11 protein-coding genes are annotated in these 12,086 nt (G+C 67.5%); 2 read left to right on the top strand and 9 right to left on the bottom strand.

Translation table 11 applies throughout. The features are described from left to right. Positions 1–26: 26 nt before the first annotated feature. The 6 genes from HEP73_RS05960 to HEP73_RS05935 all read right to left on the bottom strand — a co-directional run bounded on the left by HEP73_RS05960 (position 27) and on the right by HEP73_RS05935 (position 5,146). A complete protein-coding gene (locus HEP73_RS05960; protein ID WP_185822494.1) occupies positions 27–1,946 on the bottom strand; it encodes a potassium transporter Kup in 1,920 nt (639 codons plus the stop codon). A 52-nt stretch (positions 1,947–1,998) separates the two neighbouring features. Next, on the bottom strand, positions 1,999–2,583 hold the full coding sequence (ruvA, locus tag HEP73_RS05955; RefSeq protein WP_179566538.1) for a Holliday junction branch migration protein RuvA: 585 nt from the start codon (positions 2,581–2,583) through the stop codon (positions 1,999–2,001). Positions 2,584–2,707: 124 nt separating this feature from the next. Then, a complete protein-coding gene (gene ruvC, locus HEP73_RS05950; protein ID WP_185816517.1) occupies positions 2,708–3,220 on the bottom strand; it encodes a crossover junction endodeoxyribonuclease RuvC in 513 nt (170 codons plus the stop codon). Between the two features lie 142 nt (positions 3,221–3,362). After that, a complete protein-coding gene (locus HEP73_RS05945) occupies positions 3,363–4,094 on the bottom strand; it encodes a YebC/PmpR family DNA-binding transcriptional regulator (RefSeq protein WP_185822493.1) in 732 nt (243 codons plus the stop codon). Positions 4,095–4,176: 82 nt separating this feature from the next. After that, positions 4,177–4,863 carry an esterase/lipase family protein gene (locus HEP73_RS05940; protein ID WP_185822492.1) on the bottom strand — a complete coding sequence of 229 codons (687 nt, stop codon included), beginning with the start codon at positions 4,861–4,863 and terminating at the stop codon, positions 4,177–4,179. Then, positions 4,835–5,146: an I78 family peptidase inhibitor gene (locus HEP73_RS05935; protein WP_255423690.1), complete on the bottom strand. Its 312-nt coding sequence runs from the start codon at positions 5,144–5,146 to the stop codon at positions 4,835–4,837. The genes HEP73_RS05940 and HEP73_RS05935 overlap by 29 nt, the downstream gene beginning before the upstream one ends. 503 nt (positions 5,147–5,649) lie before the next feature. On the opposite strand from HEP73_RS05935, the gene HEP73_RS05930 reads away from it, so the two are divergent. Continuing rightward, positions 5,650–7,851, top strand: a complete 2,202-nt coding sequence (locus tag HEP73_RS05930) for a ricin-type beta-trefoil lectin domain protein (protein WP_185822491.1) — start codon at positions 5,650–5,652, stop codon at positions 7,849–7,851. Positions 7,852–8,156: 305 nt separating this feature from the next. On the opposite strand, the gene HEP73_RS05925 is transcribed toward HEP73_RS05930, so the two are convergent. Continuing rightward, the gene (locus HEP73_RS05925) at positions 8,157–8,678 is read right to left on the bottom strand and encodes a GNAT family N-acetyltransferase (protein WP_185822490.1); all 522 of its coding nucleotides are present in this window, start codon (positions 8,676–8,678) and stop codon (positions 8,157–8,159) included. A gap of 3 nt (positions 8,679–8,681) precedes the next feature. After that, complete coding sequence (aspS, locus tag HEP73_RS05920; protein ID WP_185822489.1) at positions 8,682–10,439, bottom strand: aspartate--tRNA ligase; 1,758 nt, start codon at positions 10,437–10,439, stop codon at positions 8,682–8,684. A gap of 158 nt (positions 10,440–10,597) precedes the next feature. On the opposite strand from aspS, the gene HEP73_RS05915 reads away from it, so the two are divergent. Then, positions 10,598–11,569, top strand: coding sequence for a DUF3011 domain-containing protein (locus HEP73_RS05915; protein ID WP_185822488.1), 972 nt, complete (start codon positions 10,598–10,600; stop codon positions 11,567–11,569). A 115-nt stretch (positions 11,570–11,684) separates the two neighbouring features. On the opposite strand, the gene HEP73_RS05910 is transcribed toward HEP73_RS05915, so the two are convergent. Then, entirely contained in the window at positions 11,685–12,020 is a 336-nt protein-coding gene (locus HEP73_RS05910) for an FmdB family zinc ribbon protein (RefSeq protein WP_185822487.1), read from the bottom strand. Positions 12,021–12,086 lie beyond the last annotated feature (66 nt).

The raw sequence follows: 12,086 nt of genomic DNA, 5'->3' as shown, positions 1-12,086 counted from the left end.
CCCAATCCCGGCCGCCGCAGGCGGCTTCAGATCTCCACCTGCGCCCCCAGCTCCACCAGCCGGTTGCCGGGGATGCGGAAGAAGCCGGTGGCCGGGGCGGCGTTGCGGTGCATGACCGCGAACAGCTTGTCGCGCCAGATCGGCATGCCGCGGTTGGCGCTGGCGACGATGGTCTCGCGGCTGGCGAAATAGGTGGTGTCCATCGGGTCGAAGTAGATGCCTCCCTGGTCGCAGGAGCGCATCAGCGCCAGCGGCACGTCGGGCGTTTCCATGAAGCCGAAGCGCACGATCACCCGGTAGAACTCGTCGCCGATGGCGTCCATCTTCAGCCGCTGCTTGGCCGATGCGTACGGCACCGGCAGGGTTTCCACGGTCAGGAACACGTTGCGCTCGTGCAGCACCTTGTTGTGCTTGAGGTTGTGCATCAGCGCATGCGGCACCACGGTCGCGTCGGCGGTCAGGAACACCGCGGTGCCGGGCACGCGCACCGGCGGCGCCAGCATCAGCCCGGGCAGGAAGCTGTCGATCTGGATGCCGTCCTTGCGGATCTCCTCGCGCAGCAGCTCGCGGCCGCGGCGCCAGGTGCGCATCATGGTGAACATCACGATGCCCAGCGCCACCGGGAACCAGGCGCCCTGCAGCAGCTTGGCGCCGTTGGCGATCAGGAACGCGGCGTCGATGACGAAGAACACCACGCACAGCGGCAGCACCCAGTTGCGCCAGCGCGGCCACAGCGCGCGCGCCACCAGCGCCAGCAGCAGGGTGTCGATCAGCATCGTCGCCGACACCGAGATGCCGTAGGCCACCGCCAGGTTGGTGGAACTGCGGAAGATCAGCACCAGCGCGATCACCATCACCATCAGCAGCCAGTTGATGCCGGGGATGTAGATCTGGCCGATGGTGTCGTGCGAGGTGTGCTTGATCAGCATGCGCGGGATGTAGCCCAGCTGCATGGCCTGGCGCGCGATCGAGAATGCACCGGTGATCACCGCCTGCGAGGCGATCACCGCCGCCAGCGTGGCCAGCACGATCATCGGGTACAGCGCCCAGCCGGGCACCGCTTCGAAGAACGGGTTCTTCAGCGCCGCCGGATGCTTGAGCACCAGCGCGCCCTGCCCCAGGTAGTTCAGCACCAGGCACGGCAGCACGAAGAAATACCAGGCGTGGCGGATCGGGCGCGCGCCGAAGTGGCCCATGTCCGCGTACAGCGCCTCGCCGCCGGTCACCGCCAGTACCACCGCGCCGAGGATCCACACCCCGTGCCAGCCGTGGTCGAGGAAGAAGCGGATCGCCCACCACGGGTTGAACGCCTTCAGCACTTCCGGCGCGTCGACGATGTTCCAGATGCCGATCGCCGCCAGCGACAGGAACCACAGGCAGGTGATCGGGCCGAACACCTTGCCGACCTTCTCGGTGCCGAAGCGCTGGCCCAGGAACAGGATCACCAGCACCACCACGGTGATCGGCACGATGAACGCATGCAGCCCCGGCGCGGCCACCTCCAGGCCTTCGACCGCGCCCAGCACCGAGATCGCCGGGGTGATCACCCCGTCGCCGAAGAACAGCGAGGCGCCGAAGATGCCGAGGATGCCGACCACGTAGGCCGAGCGCGAGCCCTTGCGCATGGTGCGCTGGGTCAGCGCCATCAGCGCCATGATGCCGCCCTCGCCCTCGTTGTCGGCACGCATGATGATGGTGACGTACTTCAGCGTGACCACGATCATCAGCGACCAGAACGCCAGCGACAGCACGCCGAGCACGGTGTCGTGGTCGCTGCTCAGGCCGTAGTGCGGCGAGAACGCTTCCTTGAGCGTGTACAGCGGGCTGGTGCCGATGTCGCCGAACACCACGCCGATGGCGCCGATGATCAGCGCAAAGCCGGCTTTTCCATGCGAGGCATCGACCGAATGGCCGGAGCCGGGGGACGGAGCGGGAGTGGTGGACATGTGGGGATCAGGTTAGCGCCGCGAGGCGTGAAGAAGGAGGTACGGCGCGCGGTCAGCGCAACGCGGCCTGCAAGGCCTTGCGGATCACGCTGGCGACCTCGTCGCCGTCGGCGGCGGCATCGCGCGCCATCTTCGCCGCTTCGGCCGGCTTGTAACCGAGCTGCTGCAGCGCCACGGTGGCCTCGGACACCGCATCGGTACCGAGCTGGCCGGTGACCGGCGCGCCGCCGCTGAAGTCAGCAGCGCGGTCGCGCAGTTCCACCACCATGCGCTCGGCGGTCTTCTTGCCGATGCCGGGGATGCGGGTCAGCGCGGTGACGTCGGCGCTGGTGACCATGCGCGCGAACTCGTCCACGCTGACCCCGGACAGCACCGCCAGCGCGATCTTGGCGCCGATCCCGGTGACCCGCTGCACGTCGCGGAACAGGCGCCGCTCCCCCTCGCGCAGGAAGCCGTACAGCGACACACTGTCTTCCTTCTGCGCGTAGTGGGTGAACAGGATCACGTCGCGGCCGACGTCGGGCAGGTCGTAGAAGGTGCTCATCGGCGCCTCCAGCTCATAGCCGACCCCACCCACGTCGATCACCAGCCACGGCGGCTGCTTGTAGGCGAGGATGCCGCGCAGACGGCCGATCACTGGGCGCCTCGTGCGAGGCGCCGGGATTGGGGATTCGGGATTGGGGATTGGGTACAGCCGCGCGCAGGCGCAGGCACCCCGCTCTTACGAATCCCGAATCCCGAATCCCGAATCCCTGCTCCACTCATTTCCTGCTCCAAGCCTGTTGCGTACTGACGCCCAGGCGCTGCGCGGTGGCGCGCACGTGGGCATGGGTGATGGCCACCGCCAGCGCGTCGGCGGCGTCGGCCTGCAATTTTCCGGTCAGACTCAGCATCAGACCGACCATATGTTGCACCTGCTGCTTCTCGGCCGCACCCTTGCCGACGATGGCCAGCTTGATCTCCTTGGCCGCGTACTCGTGCACCGGCAGGTCGCGCAGCACCACCGCGCAGATCGCCGCGCCGCGCGCGTGGCCGAGCTTCAGCGCCGCGTCGGCGCTCTTGCCCATGAACACCCGCTCGATCGCCACTTCCTGCGGCTGGTATTCCTCGATCAGCGCGCCCAGCCCGTGCAGCAGGCGCTTCAGCCGCTGCGAGAAGTCGCCCTCGCCGAGCAACAGCAGCGGCGCGTGGTGGACATGGGTGGTGCGACCGCTGCCGTCGATGTCGATGATGCCCACGCCGGTGCGCTGCGAGCCCGGATCGATGCCGAGGATGCGGACTTTGGCGGGACTCGAAGCGCTGGCGACACGGCCGGCTTGCGCGGGTACGCCCCGGGGCGCCGGCGATCCGTCGGGCCCCGTCGACTCGCTGTTCCGAGTCCCGAGTCCCGGGTCCCGCGTCCCGGCCGTCGCCATATCAGCCGCCACTCAACGCGGACTGATCGGCATTGGAATAGACCGCCTGCACATCGTCCAGGTCTTCCAGCATGTCCAGCAGCTTGCGCACCTGCAGCGCGGTATCGCCTTCCACCGCGATGTCGTTGTCGGCACGGAAGCTGAGCTCGGCGTGGTCGGCGGCCAGGCCGGCGGCCTGCATCGCGTCCTTGACCGCGTGGAACGCGTCTGCCGAGGTCAGCACGTCGATCGCGCCGTCCTCCGGATACACCACGATGTCGTCGGCGCCGGCCTCGATCGCCGCTTCGGTGATGGTTTCCTCGTCGGCACCGGCGGCGAAGCTGAGCACGCCCAGGCGCTTGAACATGAACGCCACCGAGCCTTCGGTACCCATGTTGCCGCCGCACTTGCTGAAGGCGTGGCGCACGTCGGCCACGGTGCGCACGCGGTTGTCGGTCAGGCAATCGACGATCACCGCGACCCCGCCCGGCGCGTAGCCCTCGTAGCGGATCTCCTCGTACTCCACCCCTTCCAGCTCGCCGGTGGCTTTCTTGATCGCGCGCTCGATCACGTCCTTGGACATGTTCGAGGCCAGACCCTTGTCCATCGCCACGCGCAGGCGCGGGTTGTTGGACGGGTCGCCGCCGCCGGCGCGCGCGGCGACGCCGATCTCGCGGATGATCTTGGTGAAAATCTTGCCGCGCTTCGCATCGGATGCGTTCTTGCGGGCTTCGATCGAGGGGCCTCTACCCATGGGGCGTTCCGGACATCAGTAAGGACAAGCGGCGGATTTTACTCGATTGCGCCGCCGCGCCCGCATCGGCGACGCGCCCCGCTCAGGTGGCGAAGCGGCCTTGGCGCAGGAACGCGGCGGCCTGGCGCGCGGCCAGCGGCGAGAACAGCAGGCCGCTATGGCTGGCGCGCACCAGGCAATGGTCGTGCAGGCCCGGCACGCGGGTCTCGGCCAGGGCCACGGTGCCGTCCGATTCCGGCCCCAGCGCGGCGATGCGGTTGCCCAGCCCCAACGCGACGCTGCCGGCCACCATGCCGACCGCGGCGCGCCCGTCCCAGTGTCCGAGACCCTGCTGCAGCAAGGCCGCGCTGCGCCCGAGAGCCACGCCGAGGCCGCGTCGCAGCAGCGTCCGCGCCACCGCGCTGCCGGCCAGCGGGGCGCCCAGGCACACCACCCGGGTCACCGGCAGCTGCGGCGCCTGGCGCAAGGCCTGCAGCGCGATCAGCCCGCCCAGGCTGTGCCCGACCAGCGCCACAGGCCCGTGCTGCGCCAGGCGCTGGATCCGCTGCTGCAGCCGCGGCAGCGCCGCCTCGGCGCCGCCGAATGCGGTCGAATAGCCGAAGCTGGCGACCCGGAAGCCATCGCGACGCAGGCGCCAGGCCAGCGGCCCGAGCCAGGCACGGCCGTTCCAGATCCCGTGCACCAGCAGGACCTGCGGCAAGGGCCCGACCGCGGCGTCCGCGGCAAGCGTGCGCCCGGCCTCAGCCACAGGTGATGCGGACGATGGCATTGGACGCATCCACGAACACGTTGAGCCGGTCCGGACGCAGGTCGCGGGTCGTCGCCTGGCCGGGGGCGATCGGCCGCAGCTGGCCGGCGCCGCTCTCCTGGCGGACCCGCGCCAGGGTCGCCTCGGTCGCGGCCTGGCCAACCGCCCACGCCACCGGCTCGGCCTGGCAGCGGCCATCGCCCTGCACCGCCGGCCCGCTACTCGCCGATTGCAGTGAGGCAGTTGGCGCGCACGCGGCCAGCAGCGGCAGCAAGGCGGCGGCGCATTTCATTGGTCGCGACATGGCGATCTCCTGTCAATCACATGGCCTGCGGCACGACATAGCACGCAACGTTCGAGCAAAGCGCAACATCGCTCCAGGGCCGGTCCAGACGATACGTCGTGGCATCACGACGCGCTCAACGCATCAGCGCGGCGGCCACGCGGACTCAATACGGTAAAGCGTCACAGTTCGAAAGACCAGGGCGACATTCTCGCCTCAGCTGCTTCAAGAAAGCTAGCTGCCGGTCGTTAACGCAGAGTAACCCATTGCCACATCCACCCAATGTAGCAATGGCGAAGGAACCCGCGTTATCTCTACATGCATGGAGCAATCGCTGCGTGTCAAGCGGTAATCGCGGGAGTTAGATACCAAGCCATAGAAAATTCAATCCCCACGCATCAACTTTCGCGCCAAGGAATTCTCAATCCGGATGCGATTCAGGGCCAGCCTGCTTATCGGCTAGCAGCGACAACGGAAACAGGATCGGAACGCAGGTATGCGCAGTCATCAAGGAGAATCGCTGCATGTATAACAGAGGCATCATTTTGGCATCCTGCGTCGCCGTGGCGGCAGGCGTCTGGCTTGGAGGTTGCGTCTCGAAGAGCGGAGCCTCTCACGACGCATCGAACGCCGGCCAAGCCGCAGCGCAGGGCCAAGGCTCGGTCAAAGCCGCGCTTCCCCTCAGCGCCGCCCATGGCGCCTCTGCTCCGGGCATCTCCCCCCACTTCGACGCACCGGACAACGGTACGCTGGTCACCTATGTCGGCCACGCCGCGCCGACCAAGGAAGGTCCATTCGAGCTCTTTCCTGCGCGCATCAGCGAGCGTTATGCGTTGAGAGCCACGATGGAGGGCAAGATGACGATCGTTGCGCCGGACGGCACCCGGCTGCAGATGGATTACGTCCGCCACACGGAAGGCAAGAACGGCAACTGGACCTGGGTTGGACGTTTGCCCGGCGCGCTGGTGGGTGAGGAATCGGTCATCACATTCGGCAAGAACGCGGTGTTCGGTTCGCTCGGCGCCAGCGGCGGCAAGGTCTACCGGATTTCCACCGTCGACGGGCAGCCCTATGTCATGGCGGCATCCGAAGTCGAATTGCGATCGGCGACCCCCAGCAAGCGCGGCGACGCGCGGGAGATTCTGCCCAGCGCCAAGGCTTCGCCGCTCGCGGCGGCCACCGGCGTCATTCCCAACTACAGCAGCTTGGACAAGGTCAATGCCGCAGCCGGCACCACCTCAACCAATACGATCGATGTCGTGCTTGGCTATACGCCTGACTACAAGGCATATCGGGGCGGGGAATCGGCCACAGAGACGGTGTTGACCAATCTCGTCGAGGTCGCCAACCAAGCCTTCGCCAATGCCAATGTGCAGGCGCGCTATCGCCTGGTGGGCACCATAGAAGTCGGCTACACCAAAAAAAATTCCAATAGCCAGGCGCTGGACGAACTGACCTGGATCCAGGCCTACGACGACGCCTTCCGCCCGATTCGCCAGGTGCGCGAAAACTATGGCGCCGACCTAGTCGGACTGGTCCGCCGTTTAGACAGCACCAGCCAGAGTGATTGCGGCGTTGCCTGGGTGAACGGAGGAACCGACTCCCGCTATGCGTACGCGATCGTTTCCGATGGCATCGACGGAAACTACTACTGCACCCCGACAACGCTTGGACATGAACTCGGGCACCTGCTTGGTTCGTATCACCAACGCGAAACCGGACAAGAAACCGGATATAACTACGGGCACCGTAGCGACGTGGGCAGCTTCCACACGGTCATGGCGTACGCCGTCAACGACCAGCGCGAGGTCAACATCTACTCGACCCCCACGATTCAGGGGTGCTATGGGCAGTCCTGCGGCGTGATTGCCCAGGCCGACAATGCGACCGCGTTCATGCTTACCATCCCTCGCGTTGTTCAATACAGAGCGACCGTCGTGCCGTTCGACGACTCGAGTTCGCCAGGCCAGATCGTTGGCCCATCCGGCAAGTGCCTGGACGTGGTGGACGGCAGCACCCAGAACACGGCGCCGATTCAGGTCTGGGGATGCAATGGCTTGCGCCAGCAGAAATGGTATTGGCAGAGCAAAAGCCGGGCACTTCGCAACAACGGCACCGACAAGGTCCTGGATATCGCAGGGGTGAACAGCAGCAACGGCGCGGGTGTGCAGCTCTACCAGGCATTCAACTCGTCCAATCAACGCTGGAGCTTCCGGTCGTCCGCCATCATCGCCACCGGCGGCAAGGTGCTGGATGTGGTCAACGGTGGGGCTGCCAACGGCGCGCGCTTGCAAACCTGGGACAATCTCGGCGGCACCAACCAGACATGGCAGTTCGATCCGGCCACCGGCGCCATCCAGGTGGCCAGCGGACGATGCCTGGACGTGATGGGCGGCGGCGTGACCAGTGGCACTGGAGTGCAACTATGGGACTGCTCGGGGAACAAGAACCAGAAATGGACGCTGGGCACGAATGGCTCGCTCATCGGTTACGGCGGCAACTGCCTCGAAGCCACCGGCCCGTCCGGCGCGAACGGCAACGCCATCCTGATGGCCACCTGCAATGGAAGCGCCGCGCAAACATGGCGGATTCGCGGGCAGATCCGTAGCGACCTGAGCAACAAGTGCCTCGATGACTCCGAAGGCGGCAGGACCAACGGCGCACGCGTGCAGATGTGGGACTGCCTGGGCAACCCCAACCAGACCTGGGAAGTGCAGCCCAACTAACCGGGCGACCGGCGAGAGCGCTCTCTCAAAAGGGCGTGTCGTTCATTCCCCATCGGATCGCTCTTGTTGCGCATGCGAGCAACAAGAACGGATGGAAATGAACGACATGCCCTGCTGGCGTGGCGGCATGTACAGTGTAAGAAAGTGCACCGCTGCAGACCTCTTCGGCATGCACAGCGTTCCTAGTGACAACGACGACTGCACCAAAAAAAAGATGCCGTTTTGCCAACAGCGATTGGCGATCAACAGGGCATAAAGCCATCTAGGCAGTGCGCCGCCATCGCTGCGGACGACGGACGGCCAGACTACTGGCGCGGCGCGCGACGCAGGATGAACTCCAGATCGCGGGTCTGCCCGACCGGGAATTCGTAGGTGCCGACCTTCTCGAAGCCGTAGCGCGCGTAGAAGCGTTGCGCGCCGAAGTTTTCCGACCACACGCCGATCCACAGCGTGCGTGGGCCTTCGCGTTCCAGCCAGGCCAGCGCGGTTTCGAACAGGCGGCTGCCCCAGCCGCTGTTCTGGTGCGAGCGCAGCAGGTACAGCCGTTTCAGTTCGCCATCGCCGGGCTGCACCTCGGCATGCGGCAGGCCGCAGGGGCCGGCCGCGGCATGGCCCACCGCCACGCCGTCGTCCTCCAGCAGCCAGATCGCGTAGTCCGGATGCTGCAGGATCGTGCGCTGCCGCGCCGCGGTGTAGTGCTCGTCGAGAAATCCGTGCAGGTCTTCCGCCGAATACAGGTGGCCGAACGTTTCCGTAAAAGTGGCCGCGGCCAGCGCAGCCAGCGTGGCGGCGTCGTCCGGCGTGGCTTGGCGGATCGCCAATGCCATCGCTCAGCCCTGCACCGGCTTGGCGCGCACCTGCACATGCACTTCGGCCAGCTGCGCGTCGGCGATCGGCGACGGCGCGTCGGTCATCAGGTCCTGCGCGCCGGTGGTCTTGGGGAACGGGATCACGTCGCGGATCGACTCGGTGCCGGCCATCAGCGCGGCGATGCGGTCGATGCCGAAGGCGATGCCGCCGTGCGGCGGCGCGCCGTAGTTCAGCGCGTCGAGCAGGAAGCCGAACTTGGCGCGCGCTTCCTCGGCACCGATGCCGAGCAGTTCGAACACCGCGCTCTGCATCTCCGGGCGATGGATACGGATCGAGCCGCCGCCGATCTCGTTGCCGTTGAGCACCATGTCGTAGCCGCGCGACACCGCGGTCCTTGCATGCGTGCGCAGCTGCGCGATGTCGTCCACCGCCGGCGCGGTGAAGGGGTGATGCAGGGCGACGTAGCGCTGCGCTTCATCGTCCCATTCGAACATCGGGAAATCGGTGACCCACAGCGGCGCCCAGCCCTGCGCGACCAGGCCGAAGTCCTTGCCGGCCTTCAAGCGCAGCGCGCCCATGAAGTCGGAGACCTTGTTGTAGCCGCCGGCGCCGAAGAACACGATGTCGCCGTTGCCGGCGCCGACGTGCGCGACCAATGCGGCGAAGGCTTCTTCGGAAAAGAACTTGGCGATCGGCGAGCTGATTTCGCCGGTCTCCGACAACTTGATGTAGGCCAGCCCCTTGGCGCCGTACTTGGCCGCGTGCGCGGCGTAGTCGTCGACCTGCTTGCGCGACAGCGTGGCGCCGCCGGGAATGCGCAGCGCGGCGACGCGACCGTCGGCATCGTTGGCAGCAGCGGTGAACACCGGGAACTCGCTGGACTTGACCAGTTCGGCCACGTCGACCAGTTCCAGGCCAATGCGCAGGTCCGGCTTGTCCGAGCCGAAGCGGCGCATCGCCTCGGCCCAGGTCATGCGCGGGAATTCGGCGGCCAGCTCCACGTCCACCACTTCCTTGAAGATGTGGCGGATCATCTGTTCCACCGCATCCTGCACATCGCGCTCGCGCACGAACGCGAACTCCATGTCGAGCTGGGTGAACTCGAGCTGGCGGTCGGCGCGCAGCGCCTCGTCGCGGAAGCAGCGCGCGATCTGGTAGTAGCGGTCGAAGCCGGCCACCATCAGGATCTGCTTGAACAGCTGCGGGCTCTGCGGCAAGGCGTAGAACTCGCCCGGATGCATGCGCGCCGGCACCAGGAAGTCGCGCGCGCCTTCCGGGGTGGCCTTGGTCAGGATCGGGGTTTCGATGTCCTGAAAGCCGCGCTCGTCCAGGTAGCGGCGCAGCCCCTGCACCAGCTTGATGCGGGTGCGCTGCATGCGCTGCATCTCCGGGCGGCGCAGGTCCAGGTAGCGGTACTTCAGGCGGGTTTCCTCGCCCGGGTTCTCGTGCGCATGGAACGGCAGCGGCGCGGCCTTGTTGAGAATGGCGATGCGGGTGGCGATCACCTCGACCTTGCCGCTGCGCAGCTTGTCGTTGACCGCGTGCCGCGCGCGCACCACGCCTTCCACCTGCAGCACGTCCTCGTAGCCCAGCGAGGCGGCGACCGCGAACACCTCCGCGCTCTCCGGCTCCACCGTCACCTGCACGATGCCCTCGTGGTCGCGCAGGTCGATGAAGCAGACCCCGCCGAGATTGCGGGCGACATCGGTCCAGCCGGCCAGGGTGACGGTTTGGCCGATCAAGGTCTCGTCGACCAGGCCGCAGAAGTGGGTACGCATCGCAAACTCCAAGGTGGGGCCGCCGGCGCAGAACGCGCCGGCAAGCCGGATATTCTGCGGCGCGGCGCCGGCCCGGGCAAATCCGGCCGCAACTCACCTGGCCTTAAGTTTCCGTGAGGCTATAGTCCGCCCACAGTCACGGGCGTCGGAGGGGACCCATGTTGAAGCAGCTGAGCGGTTGGTTGTTGGTGGCCGGTCTGGCCTTGGCCAGCGGGCCGGTGGCCGCGCAAAGCGCGCGCGCCTATGCGCCGGAGGACCTGCGGCAGCTGTCGGTGCCGAGCCGGGTGCGGGTGATCGAGCGCGAATACGCCGACCAGACCCGCGGCCGGCAGATCCCCGACGACCAGTTGGAGTTCTACCTGGACCAGGTCGACCGCGGCTGGGGCTTCGGCCGCATCCAGCAGGACATCTCCACCTCGCTGCGCGGCAGCAGCGGTCAGTGGCGGCCGCAGCCTGGCTTCAACGCGCAGACCATCGCCTGCTCCAGCAACGACCGCAAGCGCCGCCAGTGCGCGACGCCGTTCCGCGGCCGCGCGCGGCTGGTCGGCGCGTTGTCGGATTCGCCGTGCATCGAGGGCCAGACCTGGGGCTCCGGCCCCGGCGTGGTGTGGGTGGACCGCGGCTGCCGCGGCCGCTTCGCCGAAGGTCGCGGTGGTTGGGGCGACGGCGGCGGCCCCGGGCCGGGTCCTGGCCCAGGTCCCGGCCCGGGCGGCACCATCCGCTGCGAGAGCCAGGACCAGCGCCAGCGCGTCTGCAACACCGGCTGGCGCAATGCGGTGCTGGTGCGGCAGCTGTCCGACACCCGCTGCATCGAAGGCCGCAGCTGGGGCCAGCGCGACGGCGCGGTGTGGGTGGACGATGGCTGCCGCGGCGAGTTCGCCGAAGGCCGGGGCGGCGGTGGCGGTGGCGGCTGGGGTCCGGGGCGCCCGCCGTCCGGCAGCGATTACTCGGTGACCTGCAGCAGCGACGACAAGCGCCTGCGCAGTTGCGCCTGGGACCGCCGCCAGGGCCGACCGGCGGTGATCCAGCAGCTGTCCGGCACCACCTGCGTCGAAGGCCGCAACTGGGGCTACGAGGGCAATGCGGTGTGGGTCAAGGAAGGCTGCCGGGCCCGCTTCGGCGCCCGCTAAGACCTGTCAGGCAGAAACGCGAACGGCCCGGAGGCGACTCCGGGCCGTTCGCATTTTCGGGACGCCCCGCCCCGGGAAGCCCCAATTCGGGACGCCCCGCTCCGCGACGCCGCGCTCAGGTGGCAGCGGGCTTGGCGGCCGGTGCCGGCGTGGCCGCGGGTGCTGCGGCAGGCTTGGCCACGCTGTCGGTGGAGGCGGCCGCGGCGGCCGGCTTGGCCTCGCTGGCGCTGCCGCTGCCGGATTCGGCCAGGTTGCGCTTCTTGTCGCCATCCTTCTTGAAGTCAGTCTCGTACCAGCCGCTGCCGGACAGGCGGAACGACGGCGCGGTCAGCTGGCGCTTGATCGCGGGCGCGCCGCACGACGGACAGGCGTCTGGATCGGGATCGGACAGTTTCTGCAGGCGGTCGAAGCTGTGACCGCACTCGGCGCATTGGAAGGCATAGATCGGCATGGCGGCAAAAACGCGAAAGGAACAGAGGCAGCCAGTATGGGGCCCGGGCGCCGGCTTTCAAGCGAT

Origin of the sequence: Xanthomonas sp. GW, from assembly GCF_014236815.1 — a bacterium.
In the GTDB taxonomy this organism is placed as follows: domain Bacteria; phylum Pseudomonadota; class Gammaproteobacteria; order Xanthomonadales; family Xanthomonadaceae; genus Xanthomonas_A.
Note: the sequence above shows the minus strand (reverse complement) of the source record. Positions and strands in the feature narration are given on the sequence as shown.

Coding starts and splice junctions, on each gene's coding strand:
- HEP73_RS05910 (WP_185822487.1), bottom strand. CDS start 12,020: ATGCCGATCTATGCCTTCCAATGCGCCGAGTGCGGTCACAGCTTCGAC.
- HEP73_RS05945 (WP_185822493.1), bottom strand. CDS start 4,094: ATGGGTAGAGGCCCCTCGATCGAAGCCCGCAAGAACGCATCCGATGCG.
- HEP73_RS05960 (WP_185822494.1), bottom strand. CDS start 1,946: ATGTCCACCACTCCCGCTCCGTCCCCCGGCTCCGGCCATTCGGTCGAT.
- HEP73_RS05925 (WP_185822490.1), bottom strand. CDS start 8,678: ATGGCATTGGCGATCCGCCAAGCCACGCCGGACGACGCCGCCACGCTG.
- HEP73_RS05930 (WP_185822491.1), top strand. CDS start 5,650: ATGTATAACAGAGGCATCATTTTGGCATCCTGCGTCGCCGTGGCGGCA.
- HEP73_RS05940 (WP_185822492.1), bottom strand. CDS start 4,863: ATGCCATCGTCCGCATCACCTGTGGCTGAGGCCGGGCGCACGCTTGCC.
- aspS (WP_185822489.1), bottom strand. CDS start 10,439: ATGCGTACCCACTTCTGCGGCCTGGTCGACGAGACCTTGATCGGCCAA.
- HEP73_RS05915 (WP_185822488.1), top strand. CDS start 10,598: ATGTTGAAGCAGCTGAGCGGTTGGTTGTTGGTGGCCGGTCTGGCCTTG.
- HEP73_RS05935 (WP_255423690.1), bottom strand. CDS start 5,146: ATGTCGCGACCAATGAAATGCGCCGCCGCCTTGCTGCCGCTGCTGGCC.